Here is an 18,395-nt window from a genome sequence, read left to right as displayed (position 1 = left end):
CGGCGCGATGGACCCTGAAACGAGTTCAGGGTGACGATGGTGTTGGTCATAGATCCACCCGGAACTTCATCAGCAACGTACGTTCGAGCACGAACTGGTTGTCGTCGCTGACCATCCACAGGATCGTGGCGGCCCCCTCGCGGGTGATCGCGAGCCCTTCGAAATTGTCGACATTGAGCGGCGGATCGAACGTCGCGACGACCTTTCCCTTGACGATCGCGCCGGGCTTGAACTGGCGCGGGTCGATCAGCGTCAACACCGCGCTCCATCGGAACGGCCAGCTCAAGCGGCGATTGAGCACGAGCACGCGCCCGTCGGGCAGTTCGGTGGCGTCGCTCGGATCGTAACCGGCGGGTGGCAAATAGCCGAAGCGGAAGCCGCGGTCGGGCTGTGCCACCGGGTCGTCGTCGAACAGCAAGGCGTTGCGCGCATCGCTGCCGGGCCGCCGATCGACCTCCGCGATCGCCAGGAAGCGCCCGTCGTGGAGCCGCACCATCGACTCGGCACCGCCATTGTCGACCCAGCCGCGCATCGCGCGCGGCGCCACACCGGCGGCCGGGCTCGTGAGGTTCGGGGCATAGCGCCAGATCTGGTTGGTGGTTTCGAACCCGACCCAGACCTGCCCGGCCGGATCCGCGGTCATCGATTCGCTGTCGCGGTCGACCTTTTGCCAACCTTGCCCCGGCCCGGCGGGGAGCTCGGCGAATTCGGGCGCGGAAACGTGGAGGCCCGCGTCCATTCGAAACCGCACGATCCCCCCGCCATCGCTCAGCAGCGTGAAGCGATCGCCGGCCACCGTCAGCGACGAAAACCCGCCAAACGCGCCGTCGCGGCTCCATAGCTCGACGCCGCCGAGATAGGTCAGCGCGCCGACTTGCCGCTTGTCGGGTGCATTCGGATCGAGCGGGATCGGGACCGCGCGGATGTTGGGATCATCGCCGAGCAGCGGCAGCCGTTCGGGCCCGCTCCAGCCCATCGCCAGCGCCAGCACGATCATCAGGGCAAGGCGCTTGAGCCGCATCGCGCCTCCCATAGCGATCCCCGCCCGCGACGCGAGCGTCAACGCGCCTAATTCGCTGAACGGCGGATAACGGCCGCATTCAGGCTCGGCTCAACGCGAATCGGGCATAACCCCTTCATCGGCGGACGTTCGGGCAATCCCGCCCCCTCGCCCATCGACCGTTTTTAGAGACGGCAGAAGGAGACGGATCATGTTGAAGAAACTGAGTATCGTCGGCGCCGCGCTCGCGATGACCGCCACCGCGATCATTCCCGCCGCGCCCGCCATGGCGCAGAGCCGCGCCTACGGCCAGGCCTATCGCGACGACTACAATCGCGGCGGCTACGACAACCGCTATTACAACAATCGCACCTATCGCGGTCGCGACCAGCGCTATCGCGCCTACCAGAAGTGCAACGACGGCGATGGCGGCACGATCGTCGGCGCGATCGCCGGCGGGCTGCTCGGCAACCTCGTCGCGGGCCGCGGCGACAAGACGCTTGGCACGATCATCGGCGGCGCCGGCGGCGCGCTCGCGGGCCGCGCGATCGATCGGTCGGACCGGCCGAATTACTGCCGCCGCTGACGGTCGCAGGCTCGGCCACGTCCGAGCCGGTGGGCGCCAGCCCAGCGACCGGCGACGGACGGCGGGTCCGGCCAAGCCCGAACTCGGCCGACGGCGGCGGCTTTGCCGGCGCTAGATAATAAGAGTTTCTCCCGGGTCGCGTATCGGGAGAGATGGTCCCTCGCGTAGCGTTTGAGGGCGGAAGGCCGGTCCCCGCAAGGGGGCCGGCCTTCTTGTGTCGGATCGCCGCGCGGCTACGCCCGCGCGCAAGTGATCCGACCGGACGGCGGACGGCTGGAAGCCGATCCGGCCGACGGCTCTGCCGGCGGCGCTATCGTCATGCCCGGCAGGTACGATTTTTTGGGGGTAGCTGCTGCACCCCGCCTGACCTAGGCCTGCGCGCCATGAACGTCCGGGTAACCCATGGCTATGGCGCGCTCACCGAAAGGGAAAAGCAGACGCTTCGCCTGATCGTGCGCGGGCACGACGCGAAGTCGATCGCGCGCAGCCTCGGCCTTTCGGTCCATACCATCAACGAACGGCTGCGCGACGCCCGGCGCAAGATGGCGGTGTCGAGCAGCCGCGAGGCGGCACGGCTGCTGCTCGATACCGAAGGCGGCGACCTCCATTCGCCGGACCCCAATTCTGTTGGAGACACGAAAATCGGGGAAGCCGCGGCGCGGCGCGACGTGGAACAGGCAGCGGCACCGACAGACGGCGCAGGGCGGACTCGCCGCCTTGCCTGGATCACGACTGGAGTTGCCCTGATGACGATCATGCTTGGATTTCTCGCACTCACGATGCTGCCGCAGCTGGAGGCCACGCCCCCGCAAAGCTCCTCCGCCGCCGACGAAGCGACGGACGCTGCCGTCGTCGAGACGGCACGACAATGGCTCGTCCTGCTCGACCAGGGGCGCTGGGACGACAGCTATGCGCTGACCGGCGAAGCGTTCCGCAAGCTGAATACCCGGCAGATCTGGGCCGCGGCGTCGGAAAAGGTCCGCGCACCGCTCGGCGCGATGGTCTCGCGCGTGCTGATCAGCGAAGAGAACCTGCCGGCCCCGCCGTCGAGCTATGAGGTGGTCAAGTTCCGCACCAGCTTCGCCAACAAGAAGGATGCGGTGGAGACGGTGACGCTCGACCGCGAAGGCAATCAATGGCGCGTTGTGGGCGTCACCGTCGGGTGACCGGACTGCGGGCGGTCTAGGGAGATACCTATCGTGCCTTTGTCTGCCGCATTTCCACCAGCGCTACGGCTGCAACGATCGGGAACCTGTCTTAACGATCAAATGGCCGCCCGCTCCGAAGATCGACACGACAGGCACCATCATGCCGAAGAGCAAATACAAATCGTCGGTTGGGACCAATCGATCCCTACCCGATGAAACCGATCAGCGACCCGATGATCCAGAGCGGCTTGTAGCGGATGCCGGGCGCGCGGATGATGGTAACGATGCCCCAAACATCGATACCGATCGCGAGCAAGGCGAAGCCCAGCACCGTGATCCGGGAAATGTCCATGCCATGCTCCGAGATGAGTTCGACGTTGGCGAACATTTGATACGGCCGGATCGAGCTACGCTCGTCCGCCGGCCGTGCCGGGGCGCTGCTCGCTTTGGCGAGCATCGGCGGCGGCGTAGCGCCGCCTGCGCCCATCAGTACATATGCTGCCCCCCATTGATCGACAGCGTCGACCCGGTCACGAACCCCGCATCCTCCGCCACCAGGAACGCGACGCCCCGCGCAATTTCCGACGCTTGGCCGAGCCGCCCGACCGGGACCCTTGCCACGATCTTCGCCAGCACGTCGGCCGGGACCGCCGCGACCATATCGGTGTCGATATAGCCCGGCGCAATCGCGTTCACGGTGATGCCGAACCGCGCGCCTTCCTGCGCCAGTGCCTTGGTGAAGCCGTGGATGCCCGATTTGGCGGCGGCGTAATTGACCTGGCCGTATTGCCCGGCCTGGCCGTTGACCGACCCGATATTGACGATCCGGCCCCAGCCGCGGTCCTTCATCCCCGCGAACACTGCCTTGGCCATCGTGAAGCACCCGCCGAGGTTGGTGTCGATCACTTCGTTCCAGGCTTGCTTGTCCATCTTGAGCAGGGTGCCGTCGCGGGTGATGCCGGCATTGTTGACCAGCACGTCGACCGGGCCGATTTCGGCCTCGACCTTGCGCACGCCCTCCTGCGCGGCGTCGTAATCGCCGACGTCCCATTTGAACGCGCGGATCCCGGTGCGGTCGGTGAACGCCTTGGCGCGCTCGTCATTGCCGGCGTAATTGGCGGCGACGGTCATCCCCATGTCCTTGAGCGCAAGGCTGATCGCCTCGCCGATGCCGCGGGTGCCGCCGGTCACGATCGCTACGCGAGCCATATCTCTCTCCTGGTTGCGCCCCGATTCGCGGGGTCGTTGCGGCGCAGGCTATTGAGCGTCCGTCCACCCGGCAAGTTCGCGCGACAGGATCGTGCGCAACATCGCGGTGCCGACGCCGCTGTCGTTGAGGCAAGGAAGGTAGCCAAAGTCGGTGCCGCCCGCCGACAGGAAGGTCTCGCGACCGCGGATCGCAAGTTCCTCGAGTGTTTCGAGGCAATCCGCGGAGAAGCCCGGCGCGACGATCGCTACCTTTTTGATCCCTTGCGCCGGAAGCGCCGCGAGCGTCGTGTCGGTGGCGGGATCGAGCCACCTGGCGCGGCCGAAGCGCGACTGAAATGTAACGATCGTATCTTTTCCTAGCGCCGAACCGAGCAGCCGCGCGGTCTTCTGGCAGTGGCAATGATAGGGATCGCCGAGCGTGAGCGTTCGCGCCGGCATGCCGTGAAAGCTCGCGATCAGCGCATCGGGGACGAAATCCAGGCTTGCCAGCGAAGTCCGGACGGAGGCGGCTAGCGCGTCGATATAAGCGGGCTCATCGTGATACGGCGGCAACGTCCGCACCGCCGGCTGCCAGCGCATGTTCGCGAGCGTGGCGAACGCCTTGTCGTTGGCGGTGGCGGTCGTCGCGGCGCAATATTGCGGATAGAGCGGCGCGATCAGGATGCGGTCGCACCCGGCATGCTTCATCGCCGCCAGCCGATCGCCGATCGCGGGATTGCCGTAGCGCATCGCCCAATCGACCCGCACGCCGTCGCCGAACGCGTCCTTCAGCGCCGCCGCCTGCCGGGCGGTGATCGCGGCTAGCGGCGAGCCCTGGTCAGTCCAGACCTGGCCATAGGCATGCGCCGATTTTTTCGGGCGCGTGTTGAGGATGATCCCGCGCAGGATCGGTTGCCAGAGCAGCGACGGAATCTCGATCACGCGCTTGTCGGACAGGAACTCGCCTAGGTAGCGCTTGACCGCACGCGGGGACGCGTCGTCGGGCGTACCGAGATTGACCAGCAGCACACCGATTCTGCGCGGCGGGATCGGGGGATGGTCCGGGGGGAGCGGCATCATGTTTCGCCGTGCTCCTGCGCAGGCACGGGCCCAGGGTTCCGAGCGGAACGCCTGTTGCCCTGGGCTCCTGCCTGCGCAGGAGCACGGCAGTGGAGGCGAGGCGGCATTCTCACGCGTCCCCCACTCTGAGCGGCAGCGTCCGGATCCGGAACCCGGTCGCCGATTGCAGCGCGTTGGCGATCGCGGGCGCGACCGGCGGCACCGCGAGCTCGGACACCCCGCCTGGATCGGCCTCGCTCGGGATCAGCTCGACCGTAATGTCTGGCATATCGGCCAGCCGCGGCAGATCGAGCCCGCCGAACCCCAACGTCTCGACCAGATTACCCTTGAACTTGGTCGACGCACCCAATGCCATTGCCATGCCGAACACCAGCCCGCCCTCGATATTCTGCCGCACCACGTCGGGATTGATCGTCCGCCCGCAATCGACCGCCGCGACGATCCGGTCGACGCCGATCGACTGGTCCTCGTCGATATGCGCCTCCGCGAACACCGCGATGTGGCTGCCGCGAAAGCTGTGGCAAGCGATGCCCTGACCGCTGCCCGGCACGCCGCCTTCCCAGCCGCCGAGGCCGGCGACCGTCGTGAGGCACCGCGCCAGCCGCGCATTGCCGCCGAGCATGCCGATGCGGAACGACATCGCCTCGGTCCCCGCGACATGCGCTAGCTCGTCGATGAAGCACTCGGTAAAGAAGCAAGTGTAGCTGTGCGATCCCGACCGCCAATGCCCGGTCGGGACGCCGACGTCCGCCTCGTGATGGTCCACCGCATAGGACGGGATCTGGTAGAGCGGCGCCGCCCCCGCGACCGCATAGCCGTCGCCGCTGCCCGACAAGGCGAGCGCCGCCGATGCGGCGCGGTCGTCGGCGAGCAAGCGATGCGCGAGCTCGCGGCCCGTCGCGGGCGCGGCGATCTTGGCGAGCCATCCGGTGATCCGCCCCTGATTGTCGAGCCGCCCGGCCATGCGCGCGGCGGCGGGCGCGCGGAACTTGTCCTGCTGGCAATCCTCGCCGCGCGACCACATCACCTGGATCGGGCGCTTGAGCAGTTGCGCCAGCACCGCCGCCTGCACCGCCGCGTCATGCTCGAGGTTGATCCCGAACCCGCCACCGATCGGCATCGGGTGGATCACCACCGAGTCTGCCGGGACGCCGGTCGCCGACGCCACGGCATCGCGCGCAAGGCCGGGCGCTTGCGTCGCCGTCCACACCTCGCAGACGCCGTCGGACCATGCGGCGGTCGCGGCGCGCGTCTCCACCGATGCGTGGAGCGCAACGTCGGCGCGATACTCGGCGGTGACCACGGTGGCGCCCTTGAACGCCGCGCCGACATCGCCCGCCGACGCCATGCGCGCGCCGGGTGCTTTGAGCGCCGAGTCGAGCGCGCGGTCGATCGTCGTGGTCGAGAGGGGCGGCCCCGGCACGCGAAAGCGCGGGCTAAGCGTATCGATCGCGCGGTCGGCCGCCCACCAATTGTTGGCGATGGCGGCGATCCAATGCTCCTGCTGGACGATCTGGGTCACGCCACGGATCCGGTTCGCGGCATTGGTGTCGCAGCCGATCAGCACGCTGTCCGGCGTCGGCCCCTGCCGGATCGCGGCGAATGCCATGTCGGGCAGCCGAACGTCGGCGGCAAAGTTCACCGCTCCGTCGACCTTGGCGGGACTGTCGAGCCGCGGCAGCGACTGGCCCGAGAGCCGCCCGATCTCGCCGCCGCGCCACGGGATCGGGTTGGGTATGCCGCCCCCGATCGCTTCGGCCGCCAGCTCGCCGAAGCGCAGCCGGTCCTTGCCGTGCACGACGAAGCCATCGGCGGTCCCGCATGCTTGCCAATCGGTGCCCCAGCGCCGCGCTGCCGCTTTCTGCAGCAGCACCCGCGCCGCGGCGCCCGCATCGCGCAAATCGCTCTCGAACTGACGCACCGACGTCGACCCGACGGTCAACATCATCGCGCGCTCGGTGACGTGGCGCGCGCGCAACCCCTCGGGGACGCGCTCGAACGCGCCTTCGAACAATTCGGTCGCGCCCATCGGGTTGGCGTAGAGCGGATTGAGCGGCGCGGCCTCCACCGCGACGGTGCGCCAGTCGGCGCCGAGCTCGTCCGCGACGATCTGCGGCAGCGTCGTCCACACGCCCTGCCCATGCTCGGCCTGCGGCACCGCGATCGCGACGTGCCCGTCCTCGCCGATCTTGAGCCAGGCGTTGAAGATATGCTCGCCCTTCGCCGCGGTCAGGTTCGCCGCGTAACGCCGCGGCCACGCCGCCCAGGCGACGATCAGACCGACCCCGACACCGCCGCCAATCAGGAGGTTGCGGCGGGCGAGGAGGGGTTGGGAGGGCTGGTCGGGGGCGGCCATGATCTGGCTCTATCGCGCGTAAACGAGATCGCAAAGCGCCGGGGAACTTTCGGCGCTATCGCGGTGCCACGAACATGGTAGACTGATGTTACGGAGAAGAGATGATGAAGCATCTAGTATTCTGTTTCGACGGCACGTGGAATAAGATCGATGTCAGCTATTCGACCAACGTCGCCCGCATAGCGCAGTCGGTCAGTCACTTCACGCCCGAGCAGATACCGCAACCGATTTATTACGAGGAGGGAGTCGGTACGGCGTGGTACGAGCGCTGGTCGGGCGGGATCTTGGGTTTGGGACTGACCAAGAACATCACCGACGCCTATCACTCGCTGGTGCTCAACTACGAGCCGGGCGACAAGATTTACGTCTTCGGGTTTTCACGGGGGGCGTTCACCGCGCGATCGTTTGTCGGGCTGATCCGCAATTGCGGGATCATGTCGCGGCGGTCGCTGCCGCAGATCGCCGATGCAGTCCATCTCTACCAGTCGCGAGACGAAACGTCGCAGCCGGGATCGGAGAAGACGCGCCAGTTCCGGCTGCAGCATTGCCCCAATCTGTGCCTGCCGCTCGACCGCGAATGGCGTACCGCGGTGGGCGCGGTCGATGGGCTGGATCAGGCGATCGACCTGCGCATCGAATATCTTGGGGTATGGGATACGGTCGGGGCGCTGGGGGTTCCGGGACGGTTGAAAGCGCTCCTGTTTCTCAACCGCAAACTTCAGTTTCACGACACGCAGCTCAGTTCGTTCGTGAAGCGCGCGCGCCATGCGGTCTCCGCCGACGAACAGCGCCGCACCTTCGAGCCGACGTTGTGGAGCAATCTCGACGACCTCAATGCCGGGCTGACCGACGGATCGCGCTATGAACAGATGATCTTTCCCGGCGTGCATAGCGGCGTCGGTGGCGGCGGCCCGATCCGGGGGCTGTCGGACGGCGCACTTGAATGGATTTATCGCGGGGCCGAGAAAGAGGGCCTCGCATTCGATCGCGACCTACAATCGCCGATCTACTTAATGCACGCGGACCCCCGTGCCCAATTGTTTAATCAGATCGGCAAATATGGCTGGACGCTAGGCGACCGCTTGATGGGCACCGGCCTGCGGCCACGCAATTTCGGCGCGCTCGACCGCCGCAACCTGCATGATTCGCTAGTGTTGCGCTATCAGGCCCCCGGCGCCGATCTACCGGAAAAGACCGAATACCGGCCATTGTCGCTCGAAGGAATGTGGAATGTGTTGGATCATGCCCGCCCCGCTGGAAGTGAAGCGCAGATCGTAGAAACCAAGGCGCTGAGCGATCCGCGTACTATCCACGCGCCGCTGTCGGTGCGAAAGTATGTCGTCAAGCCGCGCGACACGCTCGGCACGATTGCCGCAGCCGAGATGGGCGATGCGCGCGACTACGCCATTTTATTCCTGCATAATTTGCACGCCGGGATCCTGTTCGATCCCAACCAAATCTATGTCGGCCAGACGATCGAGATACCCGTCTATCCGCCGCACGCGCCTTCGCTGCCGGCCGACGCTCCATCACCCGAGCCGCTGGCGCCGGCGATCGGAATCGAAGCGAAATAAACCGTCGCGCGACAGGTAAAGCCTAAGCCATCACCCGATACTTGGCCCGCAAGCCCACCTTGTCGATCTTCTCGGTCCCCAGCCGGGGCAGCGGGTCAGCAGCGATCCAAATCCTCGCCGGCACCTTGAACGCGGCCATATGCGCGCGGAGGAAGTCCTGGAGTTCGCCTTCGCTCAACGCCGCGCCGTCGTGGAAATGCACCACCGCGCCCGGCACTTCGCCGAGCCGTTCGTCGGCCAATCCGAACACCGCAGCCTCCGCCACCAGCGGATGCTCGTAGATCGCCGCCTCGACTTCCTGGCAGCTGATATTCTCGCCGCCGCGGATGATGATGTCCTTCTTGCGGTCGACGATGAAGAGGTAGCCGTCCGCATCGAGATAGCCGATGTCGCCGGTCAGGAAATATCCGTCCTTGCTGAACGCCGCCGCGGTCGCTTCGGGCCGGTGCCAATATTCGCGGAAGTTGCAGATCGAGCGGATCGCGATTTCGCCGCGTTCCCCCTGCGCGACCTTGTCGCCGGCATCGTCGAGGATCGCGAGATCGACCAGCGGCGCCGACGCACGGCCCGTCGAATTGGGCTTGGCCAGATAATTGTCGCGCCAGTTGCCGCACCCGACGCCGTTGGTCTCGGTCAGTCCATAGCCGATCAACGGCGCCCCGCCGCCCATTTCCTCGTTGATCCGTCGCACATGATCGACCGGGCGCGGCGCGCCGCCCGCGGCGAAATCGGTGACGCTCGACAGATCGTATTTGGCGCGGTCGGGATGCGTCAGGATCTCGAAGCTCATCAACGGCACGCCGACGAAATAGCTGATCTTCTCCGCCTCGATCAGCCGCATCGCGTCCGCCGCATCCCATTTGGGCATCAGCACCAGCTTGCGCCCCATCGCGAACGACTGGAGCATCACCGGCACTTCGGCGGTAACGTGGAACAGCGGCACGTTGAGCAAGGTCGAGGGCTGGCCCTGCGGCGGCTTGCCGTCCTCGGTCGCGAGCCCGAGCATCACCAACGCTTGCGTGAGATAATTGAGCACGCCCTGGAGCACCGCCCGATGATCGCTGAGCGCGCCCTTCGACTGTCCGGTCGATCCGCTGGTGAACAGGATCGTCGCGAGATCGTCGGGGCCGAGCTCCGGCAGTTCGCCCGCAGCGTCCGACGCGATCGGTGCGAGAGCCTCCCCCAGCGGCTTGATGTCCTCGATCACTACGATCTTCGCAGCCAGGCCGGGTACTTCCGCGAGCCGCTTCCCGCGCGCCGGATCGGCGAACACGACGCTGCACTCGACTTCAGTCAGCGCGACGGCGAACTCCTCCGCCTGCCACCAGCCGTTGAGCAGCACCGCCACGCCGCCCGCCATCAGCACGCCCATGTAGAGCGCGATCCAGGACGGCGAGTTGCGCATCGCGATCCCGATGCGGGCGCCGCGCTGCGTGCCCCCTGCGACCAGCGCCTGGGCCACTCGACGCGCCCCGGCATGGACCTGCGCAAACGTCAGCCGTTCCTCGCCCGCGACGAGGAACGTCGTCTCGGCATGCACATCGCAATAATGTGCAAAATAATGTGCGAGGCTGGGCGGTGCGGCGGCAATCATCGGATAGCTGCGCCCACGCACCTCGACCTGTGCCAGCGCCATCGGGCCGCCAACTCCGGTCAGCTTGCCGATTCCGTCGTCCATTCGCTCGTCGAGCACGCTCGGCATCATTCTCTCCGCTTGGTCTTATCGTTTCGCACCCTTATGGAAGCGCCAAAGCCCGGGGAAAAGCCTTTGATCCTGCACGCCCTCACGTCGATCGATTTCAACGACCTGCACCTCAATCCGGTGCTGTGGCCCATCCACGCGTTCGGGCGCGACCTGTTCGACATCAAATGGTATTCGATCGCCTACATCGCCGGGATCGTCGTCGGGTGGATGTACTTGTTGCGGCTGCTCCGCGCGCCGGGTGCACCGATGGGCAAGCGCCACGTCGAGGACCTGGTATTCTATGCGACGATCGGGATCATCGTCGGCGGGCGCGTCGGCTACGTGCTATTCTACGACCCCAAGCTGTTCCTCTCGCTCGGTTTCTTCACGCTGTGGAAGGGCGGGATGTCGTTCCACGGCGGGGTGATCGGCACCACGCTGGGCATCATCCTGTTCGCGCGGCGCCACAAGCTCGATTGGCTGCGGATTCACGATTACGTCGCGTGCTGCGCGCCGTTCGGGCTGTTCTTCGGGCGGATCGCCAATTTCGTGAACGGCGAATTATGGGGCAAGCCGACCGGCACCGCCTGGGGTATCGTGTTCCACGGCACCGGCAACGATGTCGCGCGCCACCCGAGCCAGCTCTACGAAGCAGGGCTCGAAGGCATCGTGCTGTTCGCGATCCTGTGGTTCGCGTTCTGGCGGACCAAGGCGCGCTACGCACCGGGCAAGCTGGTCGGGCTGTTCATCACCTTCTATGGGCTGTTCCGCTTCATCGTCGAATTCTTTCGCGAACCCGACAGCCAGTTCGTCGGCACGATCTTCGACAATCGCTATCTCCACGTGGGGCAATGGTTGTGCGTGCCGATGATTGCGGGCGGGCTGTATCTGGTGATGACCGCCGACAAGCGCCGCCAGCGCGTAACGCCGATCGCGGGCGACGACGCGGTCGCGTAAGATGACCGACGGCTCGCTGCCCGAGCGGCTGGCGCGCGCGATTACGATGGCGGGGCCGATCCCGCTGTCGCAGTACATCGCCGCCGCCAACGCCGAATATTACGGCACGCGCGATCCGTTAGGGTCGGCGGGCGACTTCACCACCGCGCCCGAGATCAGCCAGATGTTCGGCGAACTGATCGGGTTGTGGGCGGCGGACCTGTGGCAGCGCGCGGGGCAACCCGAGGTCGCGTGGGTCGAGCTTGGCCCCGGCCGCGGCACGCTCACCGCCGATGCGTTGCGTGCAATGTCGAGTGTCGGCCTCCAGCCGCCGGTCCATTTCGTCGAGACCAGCGCCCCGCTTCGCGCGCGACAAAAGGCGGCGGTGCCCGAAGCGGCGTGGCACGATGACATCGCGACGCTCCCCGAGGACCGGCCGCTGATCGTGGTCACCAACGAATTCTTCGACGCGCTGCCGATCCGGCAACTGGTCAAGGCCGGCGACGGCTGGCGTGAGCGGCTGGTGGCGTGCCAGGATCTGTTGTTCCTGCCGATCGCGGGCAAGCTGGTGCCCGACACCGTCATCCCCGAACATTTGCGCGAGGCGCCGCCCGGCGCAGTGATCGAGACGTCACCCGCCAGTGTCGCGATCGCGCGCGGCGTGGCGCAGCGGTTGGCCGCGCAGGGCGGCGCGGCGCTGGTGGTCGATTACGGTTACGAAGGCCCGGCGATCGGCGACACGCTGCAAGCGGTGAGCGCGCATCGCTACGCCAACCCGTATGAGAAGCCGGGCGCCCGCGATCTCACCGCGCATGTCGACTTCGCGACCTTAGGCGCGGCTGCGTCGATGGAGGGCGTGCGCGTCGCGGGATCGGTCGGGCAGGGCGATTTCCTGACCGCGCTCGGCATCGAGCCGCGTGCCGAGGCACTGGCCAAGGCATCGCCGGATCGAGCGGAGGCGCTGGCGGCGGATCGCGCACGGCTGACCGACCCGCAAGAGATGGGCACGCTGTTCAAGGCGATGGCGTGGACCGGGCCCGAGTGGCCCGAGCCGGCGGGGTTCGCATGATCATCATGACCGCGCTCACTCTCTCAAACGCTTCCCCGGCGACGGCCGGGGCCCAGTTGCGGCCGGCTCGATGCTGGGCCCCGGCCTTCGCCGGGGAGGCGTGTATTTCATGATCGCCTACCGCGACGCCACCCCCGCCGACGGCGCCGAGCTCGCGCACGTTGCGCGGCGGTGCTTCACCGAGACATTCGGCACACTCTACCGCCAGTCGGATCTCGCTACCTTCCTCGAAGACGCGTTCGGCGCGAACGGGCTGCCGTCGCACCTCGGCGACCCGGCCTATGCCGTCCGCCTCGCTACCGAAGACGGTGCGATCATCGGCTTCTGCAAGATCGGACCCGTCGCCTTTCCCGGCGACTGGCCCGCGGACTCGATCGAGCTCCATCAGCTCTACATCCTCGGGCCGTGGCAGGGCGAAGGCGTCGCACCGGTGCTGATGGACTGGGCAGTGAACGCAGCGCGGGCACGTCGCGCAAGCGAAGTGGTCCTGTCGGTCTATGTCGACAACATTCGCGCGCAGCGATTCTACCAGCGCTACGGCTTCGCCGAGATCGGTCGCTACACCTTCATGGTCGGCGATCACCCCGACGACGACCGCCTGATGCGGCTGCAATTATGAGCGCGGTCGAGGTCAATCGCGCCCGCGCGCTGAACGATGTGCCGCACGGCTTTCTCGGCCGCCGCGGTGGCGTGTCGACCGGGGTCATGGCGGGACTGGACCTGGGGCGGCGCGGGCGAGTCGAGATCGGCCCCCAACTCGCCGAAAACCGCCGCCGGGCGATCGAAGCCGTGCTGCCCGGCGCGACGCTCGTCACGCTCTATCAAATCCATTCCGCCGATTGCGTCAGCGTCGCCGAGCCTTGGGCCGACGCGCTGCGCCCGCATGCCGACGCGGTGGTGACCGACCAGCCGGGACTCGCGCTTGGCATCCTCACCGCCGATTGCGCGCCGGTGCTGCTCGCCGACCGCGAAGCCGGCGTGGTCGGCGCGGCGCATGCGGGGTGGAAGGGGGCGCTCGGCGGCGTGACCGATGCGACGCTGGTCGCGATGGAGACTTTGGGCGCTCGCCGCGATCGCATCGCCGCCGCGATCGGCCCGTGCATCGCGCGCGCCAGCTACGAGGTCGACGCCGCGTTCGAACGCCGCTTCATCGGCGACGACGCCGCCAACGAGCGCTTCTTCGCGCTCGGCCGCGCCGGCCACGCGCAGTTCGACCTCGAAGCCTATGTCGCGCACCGGCTGGCGAGCGCGGGGGTACGCACGGTCGAGGCGATGGGGCTCGATACCTATGCGCTCGACGATCGTTTCTACAGCTATCGCCGGGCGACCCACCGCGGCGAGCCCGACTACGGGCGGCAGATCAGCATCATCGGGATCAGCGCGACCTGATCTGATCGGGGGCGGTCAGCGTCGCGAGGACCAGCCCGTTACCATCTGGGTCCTTGAGCATGGCGGCGCGACCCCACGGTTGATCGCCCAGCCCCGACAGCTCGATGCCCGCCGCGCTCAGACGCGCATGCTCGGCATCGACATCATCGACATGGATCATCAGCCCCTGCTGCCCGCCCGGGCTCAACGCGTCGAACCACGTCGTCAACGCGATCGTCGCGCCACCGCTAGCGGGCTGGACCTGAACCCAGCGCATCGTCGGCCCCATCGGCTCGTCTTCGAGCAAGGTGAAGCCCAACGTATCGACATAGAAACGGATTGCACGATCCACATCGCTGACCGGCACCGAGACCACTGCAATCGGCATCGCTTTGTTCCTTCCGCTTGATGGTATCAAATGGAACCAACCGGCGTTAGGGAACCTCTTCCCCGCACCAGCTGAGTATCACCGATGGCCGACAAGAACGAGACCGAAGCCGACCTGACCGCGGTCGCGGCGCCTGCGCCCAAGAAAACCGAGCCGACCTCGATCGGCGGGCGCCAGCTTAAGCCCTCGACGCTGATGATGGGGCACGGCTACGATCCGATGCTGTCCGAAGGATCGTTGAAGCCGCCGATCTTCCTGACCTCGACCTTCGTCTTTCCCAACGCGGCGGCGGGCAAGCGCCATTTCGAGGGCGTGACGGGCAAGCGCCCGGGCGGTGCGGAAGGCCTCGTCTATTCGCGCTTCAACGGTCCCAACCAGGAAATCCTCGAGGATCGCCTCGCCATCTGGGAAGAGGCCGAGGACGCGCTCGCTTTCTCGAGCGGCATGTCGGCGATCGCCACTTTGTTCCTGTCGATGGTCAAGCCCGGCGACACGATCGTCCATTCGGGTCCGCTTTATGCCGCGACCGAGACGCTGATCGCGCGAATCCTGGGCCGTTTCGGCGTGCATTGGCTCGATTTTCCGGCAGGCGCGACTCGTGAAGAGATCGACTCGGTGATGTCGAAGGCCGCAACCGGCAACGTCGCGTTGATCTATCTCGAATCGCCGGCCAACCCGACCAACGCGCTGGTCGATGTCGAGGCGGTGCGCGCGAGCCGCGACGCGATCTTCAAGGGCGCCAAGCCGCCGATCGCGATCGACAACACTTTTCTCGGGCCGCTGTGGGCGCAACCGCTCAAGCAGGGCGCCGACATCGTCGTCTACTCGCTGACCAAATATGCCGGTGGCCATAGCGACCTCGTCGCCGGGGGCGTGCTCGGGTCGAAGGAGCACATCAACACGATCCGGCTGATGCGCAACACGATCGGCACGATCTGCGATCCCAACACCGCGTGGATGCTGCTGCGCAGCCTCGAAACGCTCGAGCTGCGGATGAGCCGCGCGGGCGAAAATGCGGTCAAGGTCTGCGAATTCCTGCGCGACCACCCGAAGGTCGAGCGAGTCGGCTATCTCGGCTTCCTCAAGGACGGCAAGGACAAGCGCCAGGCGGACATCTATGAACGGCATTGCACCGGCGCCGGATCGACCTTCTCGCTTTACTTGAAGGGCGGCGAGAAGGAGGCGTTTGCGTTCCTCGACGCGCTCAAGATCGCCAAGCTCGCGGTCAGCCTCGGCGGCACCGAAACGCTCGCCTCGCACCCGGCCGGCATGACCCATCTGTCGGTCGCCGACGCGCGCAAGCAAGCGCTTGGCATCACCGACAATCTGGTGCGGATCTCGATCGGGGTCGAGGATGCCGACGACCTCATCGCCGATTTCGCGGCGGCGCTCGACGCGATTTGACCGCCGCGACGCTCGATGACCTCGCGGCCGGGCTGTGGCTGCCAAGCTATCGGCCGGGCGCGGTCGGCGAGTGGACGATCGCCACCACGATGGTGGCGAGCGCGCCCGGTTATTGGGGCGACCGCTTCGCGCTGTTCGACACCGCGTTGCTTTCGCGCCGATCGCCCGGCGACTCGGCGACGTGGATGTCGATCGTGCCGATGGAAATCGAAAGCCAGCGGATCGGCATCGCGGTCGCCTTTGGCCATACTGTCGTGCTGGGGCTCGGCATGGGATGGTGCGTGGGAAACGTCGCGCTGCGCGACGAAGTCGACCGAGTGACCGTGGTCGAACACGATCCGGCGGTGATCGCGCTGATCGGCGGGCTCGGCATTTTCGAGCAGCTACCCGAGCAAGCCCGGGCAAAGATCACTTTGGTCGAGGACGACGCGCTAACGTGGCGGCCCGACTCCCGGGTCGACAGCGTCCAGGCCGACATCTGGGCGAAGCTGGTCGAGCCGCAGAAATGGGACGACGTCCACAGCATCCAGGGCAATATCGGTGCCGAATCGCTCTATTTCTGGGGGCAGGAACTCGAACTGTGGCGGCTGGTCTGCCGCGAAGCCGGGCACGACCCCGAGCGGCTCGACCGCGCCACGCTCGACCGCATCGTCGCGTCCACGGGGTTGCCGCTGGTCGTGCCCGACGATGCCGATTTCCCCGACAAAATCGTCGCCGCCGCGCGATGCTGGGCACCGCGCGATCGCGACTGGTGGCGCTGACGGTTGATGGGGGGTCGTCGCTCTCGCCCCGAAATCGGAACGGAGGCGGTATGTTGTGCGTTCCCCGCGGGTCTAAACAGTCAGGACCCACCGCCATGCGCCAGTATCTCGTGTTCGCCGCCCTCGGTCTGATCGCCGCCGCGCCCGCCGTCGCCCAAACCACCGGCCCCGGCACCGCGCCGAGCACCGCCGCGGCCAATCGCCGGGCGGCCGACGCGATCGACGCGCGCGACTCGGCGCGCGCAGACGCCAATGCGGCGGTCGCCGCCGACGCGCAGAGCCAATATTCGCGCGATCTCGCCGCTTATGATTCGGCGGTCCGCGCGCGGCACGCGGCGACAATGCGGGACCGGATGCACTACAATCATCAGCGCCGCGCCTATGCCATGGCGATGGAGGCGTGGCGCGCGCAGGTCGCGGCCTGCCGCCGCGGCCATCGTCGCGCATGCAACGCGCCCTCGCCCAATCCCGCAGCGTTCTGGTGAGGAGTTCGTAGCGCGCCCGGCGGTCAGCCGTCGCCGACGCGCTCGATATCGGCGCCGACCGCCTGTAGCTTTTCCTCGAGCCGCTCGTAGCCACGGTCGAGGTGATAGACTCGGCTGACCTGAGTCTCACCCTCGGCGACCAGCCCGGCGATGACCAGGCTCATCGACGCGCGCAGGTCGGTCGCCATCACCGGCGCGCCGACCATGTGATCGACCCCGCGCACCACGGCAGTCCGTCCGCGCACCTGGATGTCGGCGCCCATCCGCGCGAGCTCGGGCACGTGCATGTAGCGGTTTTCGAAGATCGTTTCGGTCAAGACGCTCGCGCCTCCCGCCTTGCACAGCATCGCCATGAACTGCGCCTGCATGTCGGTAGCGAAGCCCGGGAACGGCGCGGTCGATAGCGTCAGCGGCTTGAGCTTGCCGTCCGACGAGACATGGAGCGACTGGCCCTTTTCCTCGACGCTTACGCCGGCATCGACCAAGGCAGCGACGGTCGCGCGCATGTCCTCGGCCTTGATCCCCGCCAGCTCGACCTTGCCTCCGGCGATGCCCACCGCGCAGGCATAACTCCCCGCCTCGATCCGGTCCGGCATCACGCGATAGGTCGCGCCGTGGAGGCGATCGCGCCCTTCGATCTCCAAGGTCTCGGTGCCGACCCCCGAAATCGATGCGTCCATCGCGATCAGCAGGTTGCAAAGGTCGACGATCTCGGGCTCGCGCGCGGCATTCTCGATCACCGTCCCGCCACTGGCCAACACCGCCGCCATCACCGCATTCTCGGTCGCGCCGACCGACACGATCGGGAAGGCGACGCGGCCGCCCGGCAGCCGCCCGCCCGGCGCGGTCGCCTTTACGTACCCCGCCGCGACCTCGATCTGCGCGCCCATCGCCTCGAGCGCCTTCAGGTGCAGATCGATCGGCCGGTTGCCGATCGAGCAGCCGCCGGGCAGCGACACCGTCGCTTCGCCGGCGCGCGCAACCAGCGGCCCGAGCACCAGGATCGACGCTCGCATCTTGCGGACGATGTCGTACGGCGCCTCGGTCGAGGTCAGTCGCCCCGCGCGCATCGTCATCACGCGCCCGAAATCCTCGGGCCGCGACCCCTCGATCTGAGTCGATGCGCCGAGCTGGTTGAGCAGATGCCCGAAGCTGTCGACATCGGCGAGCCGCGGCAGGTTGCGAAGCGTCACCGGCTCTTCGGTCAGCAGCGCGCACGGCATCAATGTCAGCGCGGAATTCTTGGCGCCGGAAATCGGAAGCTTGCCGGCCAGCCGGTTGCCGCCGCGAATGAGGATGCGGTCCATGCGCGAGCTTCTATCGCCCCAGCGGCACCGCGCAAGCAGCGGTATTTGCAAAATGCTCGCA

General features: G+C 67.0%; 18 protein-coding genes. 10 read left to right on the top strand and 8 right to left on the bottom strand.

Going from position 1 to position 18,395, the window contains the following annotated elements:
• Positions 1-46 precede the first annotated feature (46 nt).
• Entirely contained in the window at positions 47-1,021 is a 975-nt protein-coding gene (locus tag VH326_RS07470; RefSeq protein ID WP_329631177.1) for an esterase-like activity of phytase family protein, read from the bottom strand.
• Between the two features lie 190 nt (positions 1,022-1,211).
• On the opposite strand from VH326_RS07470, the gene VH326_RS07465 reads away from it, so the two are divergent.
• Together VH326_RS07465 and VH326_RS07460 are read left to right on the top strand one after the other, a co-directional pair.
• A complete protein-coding gene (locus VH326_RS07465; RefSeq protein WP_329631176.1) occupies positions 1,212-1,586 on the top strand; it encodes a glycine zipper 2TM domain-containing protein in 375 nt (124 codons plus the stop codon).
• A gap of 383 nt (positions 1,587-1,969) precedes the next feature.
• Positions 1,970-2,752 carry a helix-turn-helix domain-containing protein gene (locus tag VH326_RS07460; RefSeq protein WP_329631175.1) on the top strand — a complete coding sequence of 261 codons (783 nt, stop codon included), beginning with the start codon at positions 1,970-1,972 and terminating at the stop codon, positions 2,750-2,752.
• A 187-nt stretch (positions 2,753-2,939) separates the two neighbouring features.
• Here the strand turns inward: VH326_RS07460 and VH326_RS07455 are convergent, their stop codons facing one another.
• From VH326_RS07455 to VH326_RS07440, 4 genes are all read right to left on the bottom strand, one after another.
• Positions 2,940-3,191, bottom strand: coding sequence for a hypothetical protein (locus VH326_RS07455; protein ID WP_329631174.1), 252 nt, complete (start codon positions 3,189-3,191; stop codon positions 2,940-2,942).
• A gap of 29 nt (positions 3,192-3,220) precedes the next feature.
• On the bottom strand, positions 3,221-3,943 hold the full coding sequence (phbB, locus tag VH326_RS07450; protein ID WP_329631173.1) for an acetoacetyl-CoA reductase: 723 nt from the start codon (positions 3,941-3,943) through the stop codon (positions 3,221-3,223).
• A 48-nt stretch (positions 3,944-3,991) separates the two neighbouring features.
• Complete coding sequence (hemH, locus tag VH326_RS07445; RefSeq protein ID WP_329631364.1) at positions 3,992-4,999, bottom strand: ferrochelatase; 1,008 nt, start codon at positions 4,997-4,999, stop codon at positions 3,992-3,994.
• A 112-nt stretch (positions 5,000-5,111) separates the two neighbouring features.
• The gene (locus tag VH326_RS07440) at positions 5,112-7,358 is read right to left on the bottom strand and encodes a xanthine dehydrogenase family protein molybdopterin-binding subunit (RefSeq protein WP_329631172.1); all 2,247 of its coding nucleotides are present in this window, start codon (positions 7,356-7,358) and stop codon (positions 5,112-5,114) included.
• Between the two features lie 104 nt (positions 7,359-7,462).
• Between VH326_RS07440 and VH326_RS07435 the strand changes: the two genes are divergently transcribed.
• A complete protein-coding gene (locus tag VH326_RS07435; RefSeq protein ID WP_329631171.1) occupies positions 7,463-8,932 on the top strand; it encodes a phospholipase effector Tle1 domain-containing protein in 1,470 nt (489 codons plus the stop codon).
• Between the two features lie 22 nt (positions 8,933-8,954).
• On the opposite strand, the gene VH326_RS07430 is transcribed toward VH326_RS07435, so the two are convergent.
• Positions 8,955-10,634, bottom strand: a complete 1,680-nt coding sequence (locus VH326_RS07430) for a class I adenylate-forming enzyme family protein (RefSeq protein WP_329631170.1) — start codon at positions 10,632-10,634, stop codon at positions 8,955-8,957.
• Between the two features lie 36 nt (positions 10,635-10,670).
• Here VH326_RS07430 and lgt point away from each other — a divergent pair, with 36 nt between their 5' ends.
• The 4 genes from lgt (at position 10,671) to pgeF (ending at position 14,010) form a co-directional block, all read left to right on the top strand.
• On the top strand, positions 10,671-11,573 hold the full coding sequence (lgt, locus tag VH326_RS07425; RefSeq protein ID WP_414714259.1) for a prolipoprotein diacylglyceryl transferase: 903 nt from the start codon (positions 10,671-10,673) through the stop codon (positions 11,571-11,573).
• A gap of 1 nt (position 11,574) precedes the next feature.
• On the top strand, positions 11,575-12,621 hold the full coding sequence (locus tag VH326_RS07420; RefSeq protein WP_329631169.1) for a class I SAM-dependent methyltransferase: 1,047 nt from the start codon (positions 11,575-11,577) through the stop codon (positions 12,619-12,621).
• A gap of 109 nt (positions 12,622-12,730) precedes the next feature.
• A complete protein-coding gene (locus VH326_RS07415) occupies positions 12,731-13,240 on the top strand; it encodes a GNAT family N-acetyltransferase (protein WP_329631168.1) in 510 nt (169 codons plus the stop codon).
• On the top strand, positions 13,237-14,010 hold the full coding sequence (gene pgeF / locus VH326_RS07410) for a peptidoglycan editing factor PgeF (RefSeq protein WP_329631167.1): 774 nt from the start codon (positions 13,237-13,239) through the stop codon (positions 14,008-14,010). Before VH326_RS07415 ends, pgeF begins: the two co-directional genes overlap by 4 nt.
• On the opposite strand, the gene VH326_RS07405 is transcribed toward pgeF, so the two are convergent.
• Positions 13,997-14,377, bottom strand: a complete 381-nt coding sequence (locus VH326_RS07405) for a VOC family protein (protein WP_329631166.1) — start codon at positions 14,375-14,377, stop codon at positions 13,997-13,999. The two genes, pgeF and VH326_RS07405, sit on opposite strands and share 14 nt — an antisense overlap.
• Before the next feature lie 84 nt (positions 14,378-14,461).
• On the opposite strand from VH326_RS07405, the gene VH326_RS07400 reads away from it, so the two are divergent.
• The 3 genes from VH326_RS07400 (at position 14,462) to VH326_RS07390 (ending at position 17,027) form a co-directional block, all read left to right on the top strand.
• The gene (locus tag VH326_RS07400; RefSeq protein WP_329631165.1) at positions 14,462-15,781 is read left to right on the top strand and encodes a cystathionine gamma-synthase family protein; all 1,320 of its coding nucleotides are present in this window, start codon (positions 14,462-14,464) and stop codon (positions 15,779-15,781) included.
• Positions 15,778-16,542, top strand: coding sequence for a hypothetical protein (locus tag VH326_RS07395; protein WP_329631164.1), 765 nt, complete (start codon positions 15,778-15,780; stop codon positions 16,540-16,542). The genes VH326_RS07400 and VH326_RS07395 overlap by 4 nt, the downstream gene beginning before the upstream one ends.
• A gap of 95 nt (positions 16,543-16,637) precedes the next feature.
• A complete protein-coding gene (locus tag VH326_RS07390; protein WP_329631163.1) occupies positions 16,638-17,027 on the top strand; it encodes a hypothetical protein in 390 nt (129 codons plus the stop codon).
• 23 nt (positions 17,028-17,050) lie between these two features.
• On the opposite strand, the gene murA is transcribed toward VH326_RS07390, so the two are convergent.
• On the bottom strand, positions 17,051-18,334 hold the full coding sequence (gene murA / locus VH326_RS07385) for a UDP-N-acetylglucosamine 1-carboxyvinyltransferase (protein ID WP_329631162.1): 1,284 nt from the start codon (positions 18,332-18,334) through the stop codon (positions 17,051-17,053).
• Between the last annotated feature and the right edge of the window lie 61 nt (positions 18,335-18,395).

Source organism: Sphingomonas sp., from assembly GCF_036269755.1.
GTDB lineage: Bacteria > Pseudomonadota > Alphaproteobacteria > Sphingomonadales > Sphingomonadaceae > Sphingomonas.
Note: the sequence above shows the minus strand (reverse complement) of the source record. Positions and strands in the feature narration are given on the sequence as shown.